Source organism: Pseudomonas oryzihabitans (genome assembly GCF_001518815.1).
Lineage (GTDB): Bacteria > Pseudomonadota > Gammaproteobacteria > Pseudomonadales > Pseudomonadaceae > Chryseomonas > Chryseomonas oryzihabitans_E.
In genome coordinates this window covers 4,649,227-4,668,345 of record NZ_CP013987.1, presented here as the reverse complement: position 1 = coordinate 4,668,345, position 19,119 = coordinate 4,649,227, and the positions used below count along the sequence as shown (strand labels likewise).

The window sequence follows — 19,119 nt, the reverse complement described above, 5'->3', positions numbered from 1 at the left end:
GCGGGGCAGGGCAGTTGCAAGATGTTGCGCCCGACGGATGGTCGGGTTGGCGCCTGTCAGGCCTTGCGTCACGTCTGGCACAGGCCTTTGCCCCGGCTCAGGTCCAGCCCTCCAGACGCATGGTCGCCCGCACCAGCCGCTGCTCTTCCTGTTCAATCTCGCGCAGGCTGTCCCTGACGCTGTGGATATGGTCGCGGGCGGCGGCGTGGGCCTCGTCGGGCAGGCGTCCACTCACCGCGGCATAGAGGCGGGCGTGCTGGGCGTCGATTTCGCGGCGCTGCGGCGGGCGGTGATAGAGATTGGCGATGCAGGCGAACACCGAGCCCAGCAGCAATTCGTTGAGCGATTGCAGGGTGTGCACCAGCACCGGGTTGTGCGAGGCCTCGCTGATCGCCAGGTGGAAGGCGTGGTCGAGGCGGGCATGGGTTTCCGCGGGCAGGCTGGCCGGATCCTGGCAGGCGGCGCAGAGCTCCTCGTAGCGCCGGCCGATCAGCACCAGGTCGGCGGTGGTGGCGCGCAGCGCGGCCAGGCGCGCGGCCTCGCCCTCCAACAGCGCGCGGACTTCCAGCAGGTCGTAGAGGGTGCGCGGTTGGCTGCTGAACAGGTGCAGCAGGGGATTTTCCGCCGCCGGCGCCGCCAGCCGGGCGACGAAGCTGCCCTGGCCGTGGCGCGTCTCGATGATGCCACGGGCACGCAGCAGGCCCAGCCCCTCGCGCAGGGCGGTCCGGGAGACGCCGAGCTTGTCGCACAGGCGCCGCTCGGAGGGGAGCGGCTGGCCGACCTTGAGCACGCCGTCCACCACCAGGCGTTCGATCTGCTGGCTGACGTTCTCGGCGACGGGAAGGCGGGCGATGGGCGCGGACATGCTGGTTTCCTGCTGGTATGACCACAAGGTTCAGCGCTAGTGAGCCACTGGCGCTCATCGCCGTCAAGGCGGCAGAAACAGGCTAATCCTTTGGTCGAAGAAGACGAAAAAACTGGTATGACCAGTACGCCGAGCAATGGACGGGCCCGTTGCAGTCGGGGTACAACGAAGCCTCTCCAGCCAGAACAACAACAAGGGTGGTTACCCGATGAGCCTGGTCTACGACGAACGTCTCGACGGCGTCTTGCCCCGCCCGGACAAGGCGCAGCTGTTGCAGCGACTGCGCGCCGCGCTGCCCGAGCACTGCCTGCTGCACGACAGGGAAGACCTCAAGCCCTACGAATGCGACGGCCTGGCGGCCTACCGCACCACGCCGCTGCTGGTGGTGCTGCCGGAAACGGTAGAGCAGGTGCAGGCGACCCTGCGCCTCTGCCATGAGCTGAACGTACCCCTGGTGGCGCGCGGTGCCGGTACCGGTCTCTCCGGCGGTGCCCTGCCGCTGGAGCAGGGCGTGCTGCTGGTGATGGCGCGCTTCAATCGCATCCTCGCGGTGGATCCCGATGGCCGCCGTGCCCGGGTCCAGCCCGGGGTGCGCAACCTGGCCATCTCCCAGGCCGCGGCGCCCCATGATCTCTACTACGCTCCCGATCCCTCGTCGCAGATCGCCTGCTCCATCGGCGGCAACGTGGCCGAGAACGCCGGCGGCGTGCACTGCCTGAAATATGGTCTGACCGTGCACAACGTGCTGGCGGTGGAGATCGTCACCCTGGAGGGTGAGCGCCTGACCCTGGGCAGCGCCGCCCTGGACAGTCCCGGCTTCGACCTGCTGGCCCTGTTCACCGGCTCCGAGGGCCTGCTCGGGGTGGTGGTGGAGGTGACCGTCAAGCTGCTGCCCAAGCCGCCCTGTGCCCGGGTAGTGATGGCCAGCTTCGCCGATATCGAGCGCGCCGGGGCGGCGGTGGCCGACATCATCGCCGCCGGCATCATCCCCGGTGGCCTGGAGATGATGGACAACCTGACCCTGAGAGCCGCCGAGGACTTCATCCACGCCGGCTACCCGGTGGACGCCGCCGCCATCCTGCTCTGCGAGCTGGACGGGGTGGAAGCCGACGTGGCCGCCGACATCGAGCGCGTCAGCACCCTGCTGGCCACCGCCGGTGCCACCGAGATCCGCCTGGCCCGCGACGAGGCCGAGCGGCAGAAATTCTGGGCCGGGCGCAAGAACGCCTTTCCCGCCGTGGGGCGGCTGTCGCCCGACTACTACTGCATGGACGGCACCATCCCGCGTCGCGCCCTGCCCGAGGTCCTGCGCGGCATCGAGGCCTTGTCGGCGGAATACGGCCTGGCGGTGGGCAACGTCTTCCACGCCGGCGACGGCAACCTGCATCCGCTGATCCTCTTCGATGCCAATCGCCCCGGCGAACTGGAGCAGGCCGAGGCCCTGGGCGGGCGCATCCTCGATCTGTGCGTGGCGGTGGGGGGCACCATCACCGGCGAACACGGCGTGGGCCGCGAGAAGATCAACGCCATGTGCACCCAGTTCCAGCCGGGCGAGCTGACCTTCTTCCATGCGGTGAAGGCTGCCTTCGACGCTCCCGGGCTGCTCAACCCCGGCAAGAACGTGCCGACCCTGCACCGCTGCGCCGAGTTCGGCGGGCTGCACGTGCACCACGGCCAGTTGCCCCACCCCGAACTGGAGCGTTTCTGATGGACAACCTGGAACTGCTCCTTGACCAGGTCCGCGAGGCCCTGACTCGTCGCCAGCCGCTGCGTATCCATGGCGGCGACACCAAGGCCCACCTGGGCCACCCGGTGGACGGTGAGCCGCTGGACGTCAGTGGCCATCGCGGTCTGGTGCATTACGACCCCACCGAACTGGTGGCCACGGTCCGTACCGGCACACCGCTGGCCGAACTCAATGCCGCCCTGGCCGAACAGGGCCAGATGCTGCCCTGCGAACCGCCAGGGCTGGGGGAGGGCGCCACGGTCGGCGGCACCCTGGCCTGCGGCCTCTCCGGTCCGCGGCGGCCCTGGGCCGGTAGCCTGAGGGACTTCGTCCTGGGTACCCGACTGATCACCGGCACTGGCGAACACCTGAGATTCGGCGGCGAGGTGATGAAGAACGTCGCCGGCTACGACGTCTCCCGGTTGCTGGCCGGCAGCCAAGGCTGCCTCGGGGTGGTCACCGAGGTGTCCTTCAAGGTCCTGCCCAAGCCGCGCTGCACTCAGAGCCTGAGTCTGGAGCTGGACGCCGAGCGCGCCCTGCAGCGCCTCGCCGCCTGGGGTCGTGAAGCCCTGCCGATCTCGGCGGCCTGCCATGACGGCCAGCGCCTGCACCTGCGCCTGGAAGGTGGGGAGGGTTCGGTACGCTCGGCGGTCGATCGCCTTGGCGGTGACAGCCTGACCGAGGCTTTCTGGGACGACCTCAACGAACAGCGCCTGGCCTTCTTCGCTGGCCCCGCGCCGCTGTGGCGACTGTCGCTACCGGTCAATACGCCACTGCTGGAGCTGCCCGGCACCCGGCTGCTGGACTGGGGCGGTGCCCAGTACTGGCTCAAGAGCGATGCCCCGGCCACGGTCCTGCGCGAGATCGCCGAGCGCGCTGGCGGCCATGCCCTCTGCTATACGCCCGACGCCGAACGCGAGGCCCAGCATCCGCTGCCGGCCGCGCTGCTGGACTATCACCGTCGCCTCAAGGCGCGCCTGGACCCCCAGGGGATCTTCAATCCGGGTCGGCTGTACGCCGGGCTGTAAGGGAGCGATGTCATGCAAACCAATCTGAGTCCTGCCGCCCGCGAACTGCCCCGCGCCGCCGATGCCGAGCGGGTGCTGCGCAGCTGCGTGCACTGCGGCTTCTGCAACGCCACCTGCCCGACCTACCAGCTGCTCGGCGACGAGCTGGACGGTCCCCGTGGGCGCATCTACCTGATCAAGGGCATGCTCGAGGGCGGAGAGGTCAGCGAGAAGACCCGCGAGCACCTGGACCGCTGCCTGACTTGCCGCAACTGCGAGACCACCTGTCCTTCGGGCGTCTCCTACCACGAATTGCTCGATATCGGCCGTGCCGAGGTGGAGCGCCGGGTGCCGCGACCCCTGGGTCAGCGCCTGTTGCGCGCCGGACTGCGCCAGGTGCTGCCGCAGCCACGGCTGTTCGGCGCCCTGCTGAAAAGCGGCCAGACCCTGCGACCGCTGTTGCCGGCCAGCGTCCAGGCCAAACTGCCGGCGCGCATCGCCGCGCCCGGGGTGCGGCCGGCAGCTCGCCATGCCCGGCGCATGCTGATCCTCGAAGGCTGCGTGCAACCGGGGCTGTCGCCCAATACCAATGCCGCCACCGCGCGGGTGCTGGATCGCCTCGGCATCAGCCTGGACGCCGCGCCCCGCGCCGGTTGCTGCGGCGCGGTGGACTATCACCTCAATGCCCAGGAAGCCGGTCTCGACCGTGCCCGGCGCAACATCGACGCCTGGTGGCCGGCCCTGCAGGGCGGCGCCGAGGCCATCATCCAGACCGCCAGCGGCTGCGGCGCCTTCGTCAAGGAGTACGCCAGCCTGCTCAAGGACGACCCGGTCTACGCCGCCAAGGCCCGGGAGGTCTCGGCGCGCACCCTTGATCTGGTGGAGGTGCTGCGTGATCTGCCACTGGAAAAACTGCAGCTGAAGGATACCCCGCGGCTGGCGTTCCACTGCCCCTGCACCCTGCAGCACGCCCAGCGCCTGGGTGGCGCCGTGGAAGGCGTGCTGCAACGCCTGGGCTTTCCGCTGGCGCCGGTGCCGGACGGCCACCTCTGCTGCGGCTCGGCCGGCACCTATTCGCTGACCCAGCCGGACTTGTCGCGGCGGCTGCGCGACGCCAAGCTCGATGCCCTGGAGAGCGGTCACCCCGAGGTGATCGCCACCGCCAACATCGGTTGCCAGAGCCATCTCGACGGCGCCGGGAGAACTCCCGTGCGCCACTGGATCGAAATCCTCGACGCGGCCCTGGCCGCCCCGAACCAACCCTGAACCCTGGAGGCCCTATGAAGACCAAAGCCGTGCTCACCCTTGCCGAGATCGACACCCTGCTGGCCGCCGGTCGCGCCGAAGCCGAACGCCAGGGCTGGGCGGTGTGCATCGCCGTGGCCGATGACGGCGGCCATCCGCTGGCCCTGCTGCGCCTCGACGGCGCCGCGCCCAACAGTGCCTACATCGCCCCGGAAAAGGCCCGTAGCGCCGCCCTGGCGCGCAAGGAGTCCAAGGTGCTGGAAGAGATGATCAACAACGGGCGTACCGCCTTTCTCAGCGCGCCGCTGATGCAGGGCATGCTCGAAGGCGGGGTGCCCATCCTGGTGGATGGCCAGGTGGTGGGCGCGGTCGGCGTCTCCGGCGTCAAGGCTCCGGAAGATGCCCAGGTCGCCAAGGCGGCCATCGCGGCACTGGGTTAACCCTCTCTCGACATTCTCGTTATCAAGGAAAGCCATCATGACCGACCGCATTACCCTGGGCCGCCTGCAGGTGGCCACCGAACTGCAGCGCTTCATCGACGAAGAGGTGCTGCCTGGCACCGGTCTCGACACCGCCGCCTTCTGGTCGGGGGTGGATACCCTGGTGCACGAGTTGGCACCCCGTAATCGCGAGCTTCTGGCCGAGCGTGATCGCCTGCAGGTGGAGCTCGACAACTGGCACGGCGCCCACCCCGGCCCGGTTACCGACCTGCCTGCCTACCAGGCCTTTCTCGAAGGCATCGGCTATCTTCAGCCCGTGCCCGCCCAGGTCCAGGCCAGCACTGCCGGCGTCGACCGCGAGATCGCCGAGCAGGCCGGTCCGCAGCTGGTGGTGCCGGTACTCAACGCCCGCTACGCCCTGAACGCTGCCAATGCCCGCTGGGGCTCGCTGTACGACGCCCTCTATGGCACCGACGCCCTGCCCGAGACCGATGGCGCCGAGCGCGGCAAGGGCTACAACCCCACCCGCGGTGCCAAGGTGGTGGCCTTCGCCCGCCAGGTACTGGACGGCGTGGCCCCCCTGGCCGGTGGCTCGCACCGGGACGCCACCGCCTACCGCGTGCAGGATGGTCGCCTGGTGGTGGACCTCAAGAGCGGCACCAGCGAACTGGCCGATCCGGCCGCCTTCGTCGGCTACCAGGGTGACGCCGCCGCGCCGTCTGCGGTGCTCTTGCGTCATAACGGCCTGCACTTGGAGATCCAGATCGACCGCGACAGCGCCATCGGCAAGACCGACGCCGCCGGGGTCAAGGACCTGCTGCTGGAAGCCGCGGTCAGCACCATCATGGACCTGGAGGACTCCATCGCCGCGGTGGACGCCGCCGACAAGGTCCTGGCCTATCGCAACTGGCTGGGCCTGATGAAGGGCGACCTGGCCGAAGAGGTCAGCAAGGGTGGCGAGACCTTTACCCGGCGCCTCAACTCCGACCGCGAGTACCAGGGCGCCGACGGCCAGCCGCTGACCCTGCATGGTCGCTCGCTGCTGTTCATCCGCAATGTCGGCCACCTGATGACCAATCCGGCGGTATTGCTGGAAGAGGGTCGCGAGATTCCCGAGGGCATCCTCGACGCCGTGGTGACCGTCACCTGCGCCCTGCACGACCTCAAGCGCCAGGGCAATTCCCGTAGCGGCTCGGTCTACATCGTCAAACCCAAGATGCACGGCCCGGCCGAGGTGGCCTTCGCCGTCGAGCTGTTCGACCGCGTCGAGGCCCTGCTGGGGCTGCCGGCCAACACCGTCAAGCTGGGCATCATGGACGAGGAACGCCGCACCAGCGTCAACCTCAAGGCCTGCATCGCCGCCGCTTCGGCGCGGGTGGCCTTCATCAACACCGGCTTCCTCGACCGCACGGGCGACGAGATGCACACCGCCATGCTGGCCGGGCCCATGTTGCGCAAGGGCGACATGAAAACCTCCAAGTGGATCACCGCCTATGAGCGCAACAACGTGCTGGTGGGCCTGGCCTGCGGACTGCGTGGCAAGGCGCAGATCGGCAAGGGTATGTGGGCCATGCCCGACCTGATGGCCGCCATGCTGGAGCAGAAGATCGGCCATCCCAAGGCTGGCGCCAACACCGCCTGGGTGCCGTCGCCCACCGCTGCCGTGCTGCATGCCCTGCATTACCACCAGGTCAACGTCCAGCAGGTCCAGCAGGAGCTGGAGCGCACCGATGTCGACGCCGCCCGTGGCGAACTGCTCGCCGGCCTGCTCAGCGTGCCGGTGGCCGAGTCGCCGGACTGGTCCGCCGAGGCCATCCAGCAGGAACTGGACAACAACTGCCAGGGCATCCTCGGCTACGTGGTGCGCTGGGTCGACCAGGGCGTGGGCTGCTCCAAGGTGCCCGACATCCACGATGTCGGCCTGATGGAAGACCGCGCCACCCTGCGCATCTCCAGCCAGCACATCGCCAACTGGTTGCACCACGGCGTGGTCAGCGCCGAACAGGTGGACGAGACGCTGCAGCGCATGGCCAAGGTGGTGGACGGCCAGAACGCCGGGGATGCGCTCTACGAGCCCATGGCCGGCCACTTCGACAGCTCCTATGCCTATCGCGCCGCCCGCGACCTCATCTTCAAGGGCCGCGAGCAGCCCAGCGGCTACACCGAGCCGCTGCTGCACGCCTGGCGCCTGAAGAAGAAAGCGGGGGCCTGACCCGGCCAAGGCTTCCGTCCGGCGCGGGCGGGAGCCACTTCTACAAGGAGCGGTGCCGGTGGTCCTCCGACCACCGCCTCTTCCCTTGCCACTGGCGAATTTTTATACTATCAGGTCCCCCGTTCCCGGGATCATCATCGCCACGAGGAAGACCATGGCCCGCGTTACTGTCGAAGACTGCCTGGACAACGTAGACAACCGATTCGAGCTGGTCATGCTCGCCACCAAGCGCTCGCGCCAGCTGGCCACCGGCGGCAAGGAGCCCAAGGTACCGTGGGACAACGACAAGCCCACCGTCGTCGCCCTGCGCGAGATCGCCGAAGGCCTGGTCGACGAGGAAGTCATCCGTCTGGACGACATCGTCGAAGAAGAGCCGCTGTTCGCCGCCTTCGAAGTCAACGAAGAAGCGGACGGCGAGGCGCTCTAAGCCATGGCCGCCGAGCCTGCGTATGGTGACGTCCGCCCGACCGGCATCGACCTGCTGGCCGAGCGTCTGGCGAGCTACCTGACCCCCGACCAGGTCAATCTGGTCCGGCGGGCCTACTACTACGCCGAGCAGGCTCACGATGGGCAGCGCCGCCGCAGCGGCGAGCCCTATGTCACCCATCCACTGGCGGTCGCCAACATCCTCGCCGACATGCACATGGACCATCAGAGCCTGATGGCGGCCATGCTGCACGACGTGATCGAGGACACCGGCATCGCCAAGGAAGCCCTGGTCGGCCAGTTCGGCGAGACCGTGGCGGAGCTGGTAGACGGGGTCAGCAAGCTGACCCAGATGAAGTTCGAGACCAAGGCCGAGGCCCAGGCGGAGAACTTCCAGAAGATGACCATGGCGATGTCCAAGGACATCCGCGTCATCCTGGTCAAGCTGGCCGACCGGCTGCACAACATGCGCACCCTGGACGCCATGCCGCCGGACAAGAGCCGGCGCATCGCCAAGGAAACCCTGGAAATCTACGCGCCCATCGCCAACCGGCTGGGCATGCACGATTTCTATGTGGAATTCGAGGACCTGGGCTTTCGCGCCATGCACCCGATGCGCGCCGAGCGCATTCAGCGGGCGGTCAAGACGGCCCGTGGCAATCGCCGCGAGATCCTCGGCAAGATCCAGGAATCCCTGGCCAACTGCCTGGCCCGCGAAGGCCTGGATGGCGAGGTGGTTGGCCGCGAGAAGCACCTGCACAGCATCTACCAGAAGATGCGCGGCAAGCGGAAGTCGTTCAACGAGATCATGGACGTCTACGGTTTCCGCATCATCGTCGACAAGGTCGACACCTGCTACCGCGTGCTCGGCGCGGTGCACAATCTCTACAAGCCGTTCCCGGGGCGCTTCAAGGACTACATCGCCATCCCCAAGGCCAACGGCTACCAGTCCCTGCACACCACCCTGTTCGGCATGCACGGCGTGCCCATCGAGATCCAGATCCGCACCCGCGAAATGGAAGAGATGGCCAACAACGGCATCGCCGCCCATGGCCTGTACAAGGCCGGGGGCGACGAGCCGCGCGCCAGCCATTTGCGCGCCCGCCAGTGGGTGAAGGGCATCCTCGAGTTGCAGCAACGTGCGGGCAACTCCCTGGAATTCATCGAGAACGTGAAGATCGACCTCTTCCCCGACGAGGTCTATGTCTTCACCCCCAAGGGCCGCATCATGGAGCTGCCCAAGGGCTCCACGGCCGTGGACTTCGCCTACGCGGTGCACACCGACGTGGGCAACAGCTGCATCGCCTGCCGCATCAACCGTCGCCTGGCGCCGCTGTCGCAGCCGCTGGGCAGTGGTGAAACGGTGGAGATCGTCACCGCGCCTGGCGCCCGGCCCAATCCGGCCTGGCTCAACTTCGTGGTCACCGGCAAGGCCCGCACCAATATCCGCCATGCGCTCAAGCAACAGCGTCGCTCCGAGTCCATCAGCCTCGGCGAGCGGCTGCTGAACAAGGCGCTGTCCGGCTTTGGCACCCAGCTGTCGAAGATCTCGCCGATGCGCATCCTCTCGGTGCTCGGCGAATACAAGGGTGTGGTACTAGAGGACCTGCTCGAGGAGATCGGCCTGGGCAATCGCATGGCCTACGTGGTGGCGCGGCGCCTGGTGTCCGGCAGCGAGCAGGAAGAGCCGCTGGAGCCGCAGCCTGGCACCACGCCGCAGGGACCGCTGGCCATCCGCGGCTCCGAAGGCCTGGTGATCAGCTACGCCAAGTGCTGCACGCCGATTCCGGGCGATCCCATCGTCGGCCACCTGTCGGCCGGCAAGGGCATGGTGATCCACCTGGAAAACTGCCGGAACATCGCCGAATTCCGGCACAACAGCGAAAAGTGCATCGTGCTCAACTGGGCCAAGGACGTCACCGGCGAATTTAGCGTCGAGTTGCGCGTCCAGCTGGAACATCAGCGCGGCCTGATCGCCATGCTGGCCAACAACGTCACCGCTGCGGACGCCAACGTCGAGAAGATCGGCATGAACGAACGCGATGGCCGGATCAGCGTGGTCCAGCTGGTGGTCAGCGTGCATGACCGTGTCCATCTGGCGCGGGTGATCAAGAAGCTGCGCACGCTCAAGGGCGTGGCTGGTATCACTCGGGTTCGCAGCTGAGGTTGCAGTGGGTCGCCACGGGCTTGCAGAATCGAGCCTTTCCCGCACAGGAGCGACCCATGAGCAAGCAAGTGATCCACACCGACAAGGCGCCTGCCGCCATTGGTACCTATTCCCAGGCGATCAAGGTCGGTGACACCGTCTATCTCTCCGGGCAGATCCCGCTCAATCCCACCAGCATGGAGCTGGTGGACGGCTTCGAGGCCCAGGTGGTCCAGGTGTTCGAAAACCTCAAGGCCGTGGCCGAGGCCGCCGGTGGTTCGCTGGCCGACATCGTCAAGCTGAACATCTTCCTGATCGACCTTTCGCACTTCGCCACCGTCAACGAGATCATGGGTCGCTACTTCCAGCAGCCCTATCCCGCCCGCGCCGCCATCGGCGTGGCCGCGCTGCCCAAGGGTTCGCAAGTGGAAATGGACGGGGTGCTGGTGCTGGGTTGATCCCGGCACAGAACCCGTAGGTTGGGCTGAGTGCAGCGAAGCCCAACAACGGAGCACGCTGTCTGCCCCGCGTTGTTGGGCTTCGACGACAAGGCCGTCTCAGCCCAACCTACCAAGGCGACCCCGGCACAGAACCCGTAGGTTGGGCTGAGCGCAGCGAAGCCCAACAACGGAGCACGCTGTCTGCCCCGCGTTGTTGGGCTTCGACGATAAGGCCGTCTCAGCCCAACCTACGGAGCCGATCCCAACGCAGAACCCGTAGGTTGGGTTGAGCGCGGCGAAGCCCAACAATAGAGTGCGCTGATGGCTCGCCTTGTTGGGCTTCGACGATGGAGCCGTCTCAGCCCAACCTACGGATGCATCGTGGCAATGGGCCGAACAGGCAACGACCGCGATGGCAAAAAACAAAAAAGCCGACCGTCTCGCGACGGTCGGCTTTTTCATGCCTGCCTGTTTAGGCCGGGATGGACTTGATCTTCGGCATCCGCGCCCAGCAGCGATGCTTGGCGATGGCGGCGAAGAAGTCCTGCTGTACCGCCTTGAAGTCGCTACCGGTGAGCAGCGCCTCGTCGGGGTTCAGGTAGACCGCCTTGAGCAATTGCTCGGCTTCGCCGGTGAGGGCGATAGCCTTGAGGTGCTTGTAGGCTTCCAGCAGGTAGTGCTTGATGACGCCGTCGTCGAGCATGGCCTTGACGCTCTCGGCACCGCCCGGCACATAGACCGCGTCCAATGCCACCGATGGCATGCCCTCGGCCGAACCGTCCACGGCCACTTCGCTGCCGTCGGCGGCCTTGACCGGGCCGGCGGTGGGGCCGAGCACCTTCACATGGGCGCCTTCGGCCTTGAGTGCCTGCTTGATCGCGTCCACTTCACTGGCGATGACGCCGTCACCGATCAGTACCGCCACCTTGAAGCCCTTGATGTTGCCGGACAGCAGGTTGAGCTGGCTCAGCGCCGGCGACTTGTCGATGGAGATCTGGCGCGGTTGCACGGTGGGTGCGGTGGGCGGCGTCACGCCGATCTTCTTGGCCACCTTCTGCGCGAGGTCCAGATCGATGTTGGCGAGGATCTCGTTGACCTGACGCTCACGGATCCACATCCGCTCGACCTTGCCCAGTTCGAAGCTATAGGCATCGGCGACGTGGGCCTGCTCGGCTTCCGACAGGCTGTTGTAGAACAGCGTGGCCTGGGAGAAGTGGTCGCCGAAGGACTCGCTACGCTCCCGTACCTTGTGGCCGTCGATGCGTTCGTAGTAGCTCTCGAAGCCACCATCCTGGGGCGCTGGCGGGGTTTCCTTGGGCCAGCCACCATCGATGGAGTTGGGCTCGTAGGAGGCGCGACCCTTGTCGATGGTCATGCGGTACTTGGCGTCACGCTGGCCATTGTGGTTCGGCACCACCGGGCGGTTGACCGGCAGCTCATGGAAGTTCGGGCCACCGAGGCGGCTGATCTGGGTATCGGTGTAGGAGAACAGCCGGCCCTGCAACAGGGGATCGTTGGTGAAATCGATGCCGGGGACGACGTGGCCGGGGCAGAAGGCGACCTGTTCGGTTTCGGCAAAGTAGTTGTCCGGGTTGCGGTTGAGCACCAGCTTGCCCAGGGGCGTGATGGGCACCAGCTCCTCGGGGATGATCTTGGTGGCGTCGAGGATGTCCCAGTCGAACTTGTGCTCGTCTTCCTCAGGGATGATCTGCACGCCGAATTCCCACTCGGGATAGTCACCGGATTCGATGGCTTCCCAGAGGTCGCGGCGGTGGGCATCGGTGTCCTTGCCTGCCAGCTTCTGGGCTTCGTCCCACACCAGGGAACGCACGCCACCGGCGGGTTTCAGGTGGATCTTGACGAAGACCCCCTTGCCCGCGGTGTTGATCATGCGGAAGGTGTGGATACCGAAACCCTGCATGCTGCGCAGGTTCACCGGGATGGCGCGGTCAGTCATGGTCCAGAGCACCATGTGCGCCGACTCGGGCACCAGGGAGACGAAGTCCCAGAAGGTATCGTGGGCGCTACCGCCAGTGGGGATCTCGTTGTGCGGCTCGGGCTTCACCGCATGGACGAAGTCCGGGAACTTGATGGCGTCCTGGATGAAGAAGACCGGCATGTTGTTGCCGACCATGTCCCAGTTGCCTTCCTCGGTGTAGAACTTGATGGCGAAGCCGCGCACGTCGCGCACGGTGTCGCCCGAACCACGCGGGCCCTGCACGGTGGAGAAGCGCACGAACACCGGGGTCTGGTGGTTGGGGTCGCGGAAGAGGGCGGCCTTGGTCAGGTCGGACCAGTCCTGGTAGGGCTGGAAATAGCCATAGGCACCGGTGCCGCGGGCATGGACGATGCGCTCCGGGATGCGCTCGTGGTCGAAGTGGGTGATCTTCTCCCGCATGATGAAGTCTTCGAGCAGGGAGGGCCCGCGGGTACCGGCGCGCAGCGAATTCTGGTTGTCGGCGATCTTCACGCCATGATTGGTGCGCAGTGCCTGGCCGGTGGCATCGGAGCGGAATTGTTCCAGCTGTTCGAGTTTCTTCGAGGTGTTCTGGCGATCCAGGGTATCGGTACCGGCGAGTTCACTCTTGGGGGGCGTAGCCATGGAAGGTCCTCATCAGGCGCCTGTCAGGCGCTCTTTGCGTCCCCTACGGAATGTGGGGCGAATTCAGGCAGTCCTCTAGTGACTCGCGGTTTAGAGCCGGTGTTCCGCTTGGGTGATACGGAGCGACGGGCTGTGTGCTGCCGAATGGGCCGGCCTGGACTGGCCATATGCCTTTATTGGCTTAATACCCGACAACAAGTGCTAAGCAGATATAAGCGCTCGCGTTAAACTGCGCGGCTGGATCTCCATCCTGCCGTCTTACGAAACACTCAAGGTTTTTCCATTGATCGAATTCCACGCTGTCCACAAGACGTACCGCACGCGCGGTCGCGAGGTCGCGGCGCTCCAGCCGGTCGACCTGAGGATCGACGCCGGCGAGATCTTCGGCCTGATCGGCCACTCCGGCGCGGGCAAGAGTACCCTCTTGCGCCTGATCAACCGCCTCGAAGCCCCCAGTGGCGGTCGCCTGCTGGTCGATGGTGCCGAGGTCACCGCACTGGGATCAAGCGAGCTGCGCGATTTCCGTCGCCGCATCGGCATGATCTTCCAACACTTCAATCTGCTCTCGTCCAAGACCGTGGCGGCCAACGTGGCCCTGCCGCTGGAACTGGCGGGTGGCCGTTCGCGGGCGCAGATCGCCCAGCGGGTCGAGGAGCTGCTGGCGCGGGTCGGGTTGTCCGACCAGGCACGCAAGTATCCGGCGCAGCTCTCCGGTGGCCAGAAACAGCGCGTCGGCATCGCCCGCGCCCTGGCTACCGAGCCGAAGATCCTGCTCTGCGACGAGGCCACCAGTGCCCTCGATCCGCAGACCACCGCCCAGGTGCTGCAACTGCTCGCCGAGCTCAATCGTGAACTGGGCCTGACCATCGTGCTGATCACCCACGAGATGGACGTGATCCGTCGCGTCTGCGACCGGGTCGCCGTGCTCGACGGCGGCGCCGTGGTGGAGCAGGGCACCGTGGCCGATGTCTTCCTGCATCCGCAACATCCCACCACCCGCCGTTTCGTTTTCGAGGCCGAGCACCAGGACGAGGCCGACCTGGCCGACGCCTATGCCCACGTCGAGGGGCGCATCCTGCGCCTGACCTTCCGCGGCGAAGCCACCTATGCACCGCTGCTGGGCCACGTCGCCCGGGAGACCGGTGTGGACTACAGCATTCTCGGCGGTCGCATCGACCGCATCCGGGACGAGCCCTATGGCCAGCTGACCATCGCCCTGGTGGGCGGTGATCTGGACGGCGCCTTGGCTCGCTTCCAGGCCGCCGACGTCACCGTGGAGGTCCTGCGCTGATGGACGAACTCTTCAGCAACATCGACTGGGCCGAGATCTGGCAGGCGACCCAGGACACCCTGGCCATGCTCGGCTGGTCCATGCTCTTCACCCTGATCCTCGGCCTGCCGCTGGGCGTGCTGCTGTTTCTCACCAGCCGCCGCCAATTGCTGGAGCAGCCGCTGGTCTACGGCATCCTGTCCTTCGTGGTCAACGTGCTGCGCTCGGTGCCCTTCATCATCCTGCTGATCCTGATGATCCCCATCACGGTCTGGCTGATCGGCACCTCGCTGGGTGTCGAGGGCGCCATCCCGCCGCTGGTGGTGGGCGCCGCACCCTTCTTTGCCCGGCTGGTGGAAACCGCCCTGCGCGAGGTCGACCGCGGCATCATCGAGGCCACCCAGGCCATGGGTGCCAGTCTCTGGCAGATCGTCACCCGCACCCTGCTGCCCGAGGCCCTGCCGGGGCTGATCGCGGCCACCACCGTCACCGCCATCGCCCTGGTGTCCTACACCGCCATGGCCGGGGTGATCGGCGGCGGCGGCCTGGGCGATCTGGCCATCCGTTTCGGCTACCAGCGCTTCCAGACCGACGTCATGGTGGTTACGGTGCTCTTGCTGCTGGTGCTGGTCCAGGTACTGCAGATGGTCGGCGATCGCCTCGTCGCCCATTTCAGTCGTCGTTGATCGCGGGCTTTGCTGGAAAGGTCGCCGGCCGAGCGCAGGCACCTTTCCGCGAAGTCCAAGGCTTCATCCACTCGCGGTTTTTACAAGGAAAATCCCAGATGTCGCTGAAACGTACCCTGCTGTCCCTGGCCTTCGGCCTGAGTGTTGCCACCGCCGCCCAGGCCGAGACCCTGACCGTCGCGGTCAATCCGGTTCCCCATGCGGAAATCCTGGAATTCATCAAGCCGCAGCTGGCCAAGGAAGGCGTGGACCTGAAGATCAAGGTCTTCACCGACTACATCCAGCCCGATCGTCAGACCGATCAGAAGCAGGTGGATGCCAACTACTTCCAGACCAAGCCCTATTACGCCAGCTACCAGAAGAGCAACCCGAGCAGCGACCAGGTGCCGGTGGTGGCGGTGCACGTCGAGCCCTTTGGTGCCTACTCGCAGAAGATCAAGGACATCAAGGAGCTCAAGGACGGCGCCACCGTGGCCATCCCCAACGATCCGAGCAACTCCGGTCGTGCGCTCCTGCTGATCGCCAAGCAGGGCCTTATCACCCTCAAGGATCCGAGCAACGTCACCGCTACCCCGCGTGACGTCGTCGAGAATCCCAAGCACCTGAAGTTCAAGGAGCTGGAAGCCGCGACCCTGCCGCGCGTGCTGAACCAGGTCGACCTGGCGCTGATCAACGCCAACTACGCGCTGGAAGCCAAGCTGGTGCCGACCAAGGACGCGCTCTTCATCGAGAGCGGCGAGTCGCCCTACGCCAACCTGCTCTACACCCGCGCCGACAAGGCCAACGACCCGGCCATCCAGAAGCTGGCCAAGGCCCTGACCACTCCCGAGGTGAAGCAATTCATCAAGAAGAAGTACCAGGGCGCGGTCGTGCCCGCGTTCTAAGAACCTCGCTCCAGCTGCCGCCGGCGCCCGCTAGAGGCGCCGGCGGTTCCACCCCGCCTTAGGAAACTGTCATGAAGAAACTGCTCGCCACCGCCGCCCTGCTGGCTGCCAGCCTGACCGCCCACGCCGCCGAGACCCTCAGCGTCGCCGCCACCCCGGTGCCTCACGCGGAGATCCTCGAGTTCGTCAAACCCCAGCTGGCCAAGGAAGGGGTGGACCTGCAGATCAAGGTCTTCACCGACTACGTGCAGCCCAACCTGCAGGTGGCCCAGAAGCGTCTGGATGCCAACTTCTTCCAGCACCAGCCCTACCTGGACGAGTTCAACAAGAGCCGTGGCACGGACCTGGTGACCGTGGCCCAGGTGCACATAGAGCCTTTCGGCATCTACTCGCAGAAGATCAAGAAGCTCGATGAAGTCCGCGAAGGCGCCGTCGTGGCCATCCCCAGCGACGCCACCAACGGCGGTCGTGCCCTGCTGCTGCTGGAAAAAGCCGGCCTGATCAAGCTCAAGGACAGCGCCAACATCCTGGCCACGCCCAAGGACATCGCCGAGAATCCCAAGAAACTCAAGTTCAAGGAGCTGGAAGCCGCGACCCTGCCGCGGGTGCTGAATCAGGTCGACCTGGCGCTGATCAACACCAACTACGCCCTGGAAGCCAAGCTCAATCCGACCCAGGACGCCCTGCTGCTGGAAGGCAAGGAATCGCCCTACGCCAACATCCTGGTCGCCCGTCCGGACAACAAGGACAGCGATGCCATGCAGAAGCTGGCCAAGGCGCTGAATACTCCGGCGGTGAAGCAATTCATCGAAGAGAAGTACAAGGGCGCCGTGGTCCCGGCGTTCTAAGCGTTGCCCGAATGAAAAAACGCCGGCCTTGTGCCGGCGTTTTTCATGGTGCTCGTCAGGCTGCTGGCTCGGCGGTGGCCGGCACGCTGCCCCTGCGCCCGATGATCACCAGCAGCACGGCCGCACCCGCTGCCATCAGGAGCGGCAGGGCATGGCCGGTGAGCCACTGGCTGGCGGCGCCGGTGACCAGGGGGCCAACCAGGCAGCCGAGGCCCCAGAGCTGGGCGATGCAGGCATTGGCGCTGACCAGCTCGGCGTCGCGGTAGCGTTCGCCCACCAGGATCAGCGCCAGGGTGAAGAGCCCGCCCGCGGTGGCGCCGAACAGCACCAGCAGCGGCCAGACGCCCGGGGTATGCAGCAGCAGTGGCAGGGCCAGGCTGACCGCCAGCAGGCCCAGGGTGCAGCCGAGAAACAGTCCCTGCCGGGAGAGGCGGTCGGCGAGCAGGCCCAGGGGTAGCTGCAGCAGAGCATCGCCCACCACCACGGCGCTGACCATGTACAGCGCCAGTTGCTGGCCGAAGCCCTGGTTGAGGGCATAGACCGGCAGCAGGGTAAGGATCATCGCCTCGAAGCAGGCGAACAGCGCTACCGCCCAGGCGATGGCCGGGGCGCCGCGGCAGAAGTCGAGCAGCGCCTGCCAGGCGGCGGTGTGGCCGCCGGCTGCCGGGGCGCCCTGGCGGCCGAGCAGCAGGGTGGCGCCACCGAGCATGAGCAGGGCACCTAGCCAGAAGCCCTGGTCGCCCTCGGTGCCCAGTACCCCCAGCAGCAGCGGTCCGGCCAGCTGGCTCAGGGCATAGCTGCTGCCATAGAGGGCCACCAGGCGACCGCGCCAGCGATCGGTGATGACCTGGTTCATCCAGCTTTCGCCCAGCACGAAGACCAGGGTGAGGATGGCGCCCAGGGCCAGGCGCAGCAGCAGCCACAGCAGATAGCTGGGCAGCAGCGAGAGCAGGATCAGCGAGGCGGCGCCCGTCACCAGGCACAGCTGCATCAGTCGTGGCGTGCCGACTCGCGCGGCCAGGCGGCCCGCCAGGCTGGCGCCGGTGAGGATGCCGAGGGCCGGCGATGCGGCCATGACGCCAATGGCGAAGCTGCCATAGCCCCAGCTCTCCAGCCGCAGCGAGACCAGCGGCATCGACAGGCCGATGGCCAGGCCGACACTGATGACGCTACCCAGCACGGCGAAATAGATAGCCCAGGGCATGGAGGAAGACGGGGAATTCATGGATTCAGCCTATCTGATGAAAGCGGATCGCGGATAGTCGCGGAGCGTGGGTCGCGGCGACGGAGATACCCGTACGGGTTCCGGCACGGTTGGCCTTTGCCGGGCTTTCGCGTAGCGTGCGCGCTACCTGAAGCCGGTTGAGAGATAACAGAACATGCGGAAATGGCAGTGCATCGTGTGCGGCTATATCTATGACGAAGCCCTGGGCTGGCCGGATGACGGCATCGCGCCGGGGACGCGTTGGGAAGATGTGCCCGAAGACTGGCTGTGCCCGGATTGCGGCGTGGGCAAGGGCGATTTCGAGATGATCGCCATCGGCTGATCGTCGCCGCTTCCTGCGGAAACAAAAAAGGCATCGCACGATGCGATGCCTTTTGGCTGTAGCGGCCATCCGTGCCGTCTGATTATCAGCCTTCGATGCTGTCCTTCAGCGCCTTGCCGGGCTTGAACGCCACCGTGTTGCTCGCACGAATCTTGACCGGCTCGCCGGTCTGGGGGTTCTTCCCCATGCGGGCACCGCGATGACGCGGCAAGAAGGTACCGAAGCCGACCAGCGTCACACTGTCCTTGCGGTGCAGCGCATTCGCAATCTCGTCCAACAGCGTGTTGAGCACGACGTTGGCCTGTTCCTTTGGAAGTCCGACTTTTTCAGCGATCACAGTCGCCAATTCAGGCTTGCGCATAGCTACCTCTCGTGGAGTCATTTTTAGCCGTGTGGGCGTCGCATGGCTTTCCTGGCAAAGCGATTACCCCCGAGATAGAGGGTGGCCCGACACAAAGATCATTGGTGCGACAAAAGTCGAACCAGATAGCGTTATAAGGCAAAGCTGAGAAGAGCGAAAGTTAATTAGCAGACTATTAGCCGTTGGTAGGATGACCGACACCAACTTTGGTGTTCAACGGGGATTTTGGCCGTTATTTGTGGACAGAATGTCCGCGATATGGCTGGGGCGAGAGTGGCAGGGATGACGGCGAGGGGCTCTGGCAAGCCACTGTAGCGGCAGGGGCGGGCGCTTTCGTGCAGTAACGTCTTGCAACGATTTGCGATGGGTAGACAAGGGTGGCGGAGCGCCGTCCGGACGCTCCGCCACCCTGGA

17 protein-coding genes are annotated in these 19,119 nt (G+C 66.1%); 13 read left to right on the top strand and 4 right to left on the bottom strand.

What is annotated here, in order from left to right:
* Positions 1 to 97: 97 nt before the first annotated feature.
* Complete coding sequence (glcC, locus tag APT59_RS21245; RefSeq protein WP_059316654.1) at positions 98 to 865, bottom strand: transcriptional regulator GlcC; 768 nt, start codon at positions 863 to 865, stop codon at positions 98 to 100.
* A 208-nt stretch (positions 866 to 1,073) separates the two neighbouring features.
* On the opposite strand from glcC, the gene glcD reads away from it, so the two are divergent.
* The 8 genes from glcD (at position 1,074) to APT59_RS21205 (ending at position 10,525) form a co-directional block, all read left to right on the top strand.
* Positions 1,074 to 2,573, top strand: coding sequence for a glycolate oxidase subunit GlcD (gene glcD, locus APT59_RS21240; RefSeq protein ID WP_059316653.1), 1,500 nt, complete (start codon positions 1,074 to 1,076; stop codon positions 2,571 to 2,573).
* The gene (gene glcE / locus APT59_RS21235) at positions 2,573 to 3,619 is read left to right on the top strand and encodes a glycolate oxidase subunit GlcE (RefSeq protein WP_059316652.1); all 1,047 of its coding nucleotides are present in this window, start codon (positions 2,573 to 2,575) and stop codon (positions 3,617 to 3,619) included. The genes glcD and glcE overlap by 1 nt, the downstream gene beginning before the upstream one ends.
* A 12-nt stretch (positions 3,620 to 3,631) precedes the next feature.
* Positions 3,632 to 4,864 (top strand): glycolate oxidase subunit GlcF, encoded by a 1,233-nt coding sequence (gene glcF, locus APT59_RS21230; protein WP_059316651.1) that lies wholly within the window; start codon positions 3,632 to 3,634, stop codon positions 4,862 to 4,864.
* Positions 4,865 to 4,878: 14 nt separating this feature from the next.
* The gene (locus APT59_RS21225; protein ID WP_017639294.1) at positions 4,879 to 5,283 is read left to right on the top strand and encodes a heme-binding protein; all 405 of its coding nucleotides are present in this window, start codon (positions 4,879 to 4,881) and stop codon (positions 5,281 to 5,283) included.
* A gap of 37 nt (positions 5,284 to 5,320) precedes the next feature.
* The gene (locus APT59_RS21220) at positions 5,321 to 7,495 is read left to right on the top strand and encodes a malate synthase G (RefSeq protein ID WP_059316650.1); all 2,175 of its coding nucleotides are present in this window, start codon (positions 5,321 to 5,323) and stop codon (positions 7,493 to 7,495) included.
* Between the two features lie 154 nt (positions 7,496 to 7,649).
* Positions 7,650 to 7,922, top strand: a complete 273-nt coding sequence (rpoZ, locus tag APT59_RS21215; RefSeq protein WP_007161465.1) for a DNA-directed RNA polymerase subunit omega — start codon at positions 7,650 to 7,652, stop codon at positions 7,920 to 7,922.
* Positions 7,923 to 7,925: 3 nt separating this feature from the next.
* The gene (gene spoT, locus APT59_RS21210; protein ID WP_059316649.1) at positions 7,926 to 10,085 is read left to right on the top strand and encodes a bifunctional GTP diphosphokinase/guanosine-3',5'-bis pyrophosphate 3'-pyrophosphohydrolase; all 2,160 of its coding nucleotides are present in this window, start codon (positions 7,926 to 7,928) and stop codon (positions 10,083 to 10,085) included.
* A gap of 59 nt (positions 10,086 to 10,144) precedes the next feature.
* On the top strand, positions 10,145 to 10,525 hold the full coding sequence (locus APT59_RS21205; RefSeq protein WP_059316648.1) for a RidA family protein: 381 nt from the start codon (positions 10,145 to 10,147) through the stop codon (positions 10,523 to 10,525).
* 454 nt (positions 10,526 to 10,979) lie between these two features.
* Here APT59_RS21205 and katE read toward each other — a convergent pair whose 3' ends face one another.
* Positions 10,980 to 13,109: a catalase HPII gene (gene katE / locus APT59_RS21200; RefSeq protein ID WP_059316647.1), complete on the bottom strand. Its 2,130-nt coding sequence runs from the start codon at positions 13,107 to 13,109 to the stop codon at positions 10,980 to 10,982.
* Positions 13,110 to 13,392: 283 nt separating this feature from the next.
* Between katE and APT59_RS21195 the strand changes: the two genes are divergently transcribed.
* The 4 genes from APT59_RS21195 (at position 13,393) to APT59_RS21180 (ending at position 16,797) form a co-directional block, all read left to right on the top strand.
* Positions 13,393 to 14,400: a methionine ABC transporter ATP-binding protein gene (locus APT59_RS21195; RefSeq protein WP_059316646.1), complete on the top strand. Its 1,008-nt coding sequence runs from the start codon at positions 13,393 to 13,395 to the stop codon at positions 14,398 to 14,400.
* Positions 14,400 to 15,065, top strand: coding sequence for a methionine ABC transporter permease (locus APT59_RS21190; protein ID WP_017639302.1), 666 nt, complete (start codon positions 14,400 to 14,402; stop codon positions 15,063 to 15,065). The genes APT59_RS21195 and APT59_RS21190 overlap by 1 nt, the downstream gene beginning before the upstream one ends.
* Positions 15,066 to 15,169: 104 nt before the next feature.
* Complete coding sequence (locus APT59_RS21185) at positions 15,170 to 15,949, top strand: MetQ/NlpA family ABC transporter substrate-binding protein (protein WP_059316966.1); 780 nt, start codon at positions 15,170 to 15,172, stop codon at positions 15,947 to 15,949.
* A gap of 71 nt (positions 15,950 to 16,020) precedes the next feature.
* A complete protein-coding gene (locus tag APT59_RS21180; RefSeq protein ID WP_059316645.1) occupies positions 16,021 to 16,797 on the top strand; it encodes a MetQ/NlpA family ABC transporter substrate-binding protein in 777 nt (258 codons plus the stop codon).
* Between the two features lie 55 nt (positions 16,798 to 16,852).
* Here APT59_RS21180 and APT59_RS21175 read toward each other — a convergent pair whose 3' ends face one another.
* Positions 16,853 to 18,001, bottom strand: a complete 1,149-nt coding sequence (locus APT59_RS21175; protein WP_059316644.1) for an MFS transporter — start codon at positions 17,999 to 18,001, stop codon at positions 16,853 to 16,855.
* Between the two features lie 175 nt (positions 18,002 to 18,176).
* On the opposite strand from APT59_RS21175, the gene APT59_RS21170 reads away from it, so the two are divergent.
* Positions 18,177 to 18,344: a rubredoxin gene (locus tag APT59_RS21170; protein ID WP_007161456.1), complete on the top strand. Its 168-nt coding sequence runs from the start codon at positions 18,177 to 18,179 to the stop codon at positions 18,342 to 18,344.
* Between the two features lie 85 nt (positions 18,345 to 18,429).
* On the opposite strand, the gene APT59_RS21165 is transcribed toward APT59_RS21170, so the two are convergent.
* The gene (locus APT59_RS21165) at positions 18,430 to 18,705 is read right to left on the bottom strand and encodes an HU family DNA-binding protein (protein WP_017639309.1); all 276 of its coding nucleotides are present in this window, start codon (positions 18,703 to 18,705) and stop codon (positions 18,430 to 18,432) included.
* Positions 18,706 to 19,119 lie beyond the last annotated feature (414 nt).

Excerpts from the sequence above, each read along its gene's own strand:
- glcC (WP_059316654.1), bottom strand. The coding sequence starts at position 865 with ATGTCCGCGCCCATCGCCCGCCTTCCCGTCGCCGAGAACGTCAGCCAG.
- glcD (WP_059316653.1), top strand. The coding sequence starts at position 1,074 with ATGAGCCTGGTCTACGACGAACGTCTCGACGGCGTCTTGCCCCGCCCG.
- glcE (WP_059316652.1), top strand. The coding sequence starts at position 2,573 with ATGGACAACCTGGAACTGCTCCTTGACCAGGTCCGCGAGGCCCTGACT.
- glcF (WP_059316651.1), top strand. The coding sequence starts at position 3,632 with ATGCAAACCAATCTGAGTCCTGCCGCCCGCGAACTGCCCCGCGCCGCC.
- APT59_RS21225 (WP_017639294.1), top strand. The coding sequence starts at position 4,879 with ATGAAGACCAAAGCCGTGCTCACCCTTGCCGAGATCGACACCCTGCTG.
- APT59_RS21220 (WP_059316650.1), top strand. The coding sequence starts at position 5,321 with ATGACCGACCGCATTACCCTGGGCCGCCTGCAGGTGGCCACCGAACTG.
- rpoZ (WP_007161465.1), top strand. The coding sequence starts at position 7,650 with ATGGCCCGCGTTACTGTCGAAGACTGCCTGGACAACGTAGACAACCGA.
- spoT (WP_059316649.1), top strand. The coding sequence starts at position 7,926 with ATGGCCGCCGAGCCTGCGTATGGTGACGTCCGCCCGACCGGCATCGAC.
- APT59_RS21205 (WP_059316648.1), top strand. The coding sequence starts at position 10,145 with ATGAGCAAGCAAGTGATCCACACCGACAAGGCGCCTGCCGCCATTGGT.
- katE (WP_059316647.1), bottom strand. The coding sequence starts at position 13,109 with ATGGCTACGCCCCCCAAGAGTGAACTCGCCGGTACCGATACCCTGGAT.
- APT59_RS21190 (WP_017639302.1), top strand. The coding sequence starts at position 14,400 with ATGGACGAACTCTTCAGCAACATCGACTGGGCCGAGATCTGGCAGGCG.
- APT59_RS21180 (WP_059316645.1), top strand. The coding sequence starts at position 16,021 with ATGAAGAAACTGCTCGCCACCGCCGCCCTGCTGGCTGCCAGCCTGACC.
- APT59_RS21175 (WP_059316644.1), bottom strand. The coding sequence starts at position 18,001 with ATGCCCTGGGCTATCTATTTCGCCGTGCTGGGTAGCGTCATCAGTGTC.
- APT59_RS21170 (WP_007161456.1), top strand. The coding sequence starts at position 18,177 with ATGCGGAAATGGCAGTGCATCGTGTGCGGCTATATCTATGACGAAGCC.
- APT59_RS21165 (WP_017639309.1), bottom strand. The coding sequence starts at position 18,705 with ATGCGCAAGCCTGAATTGGCGACTGTGATCGCTGAAAAAGTCGGACTT.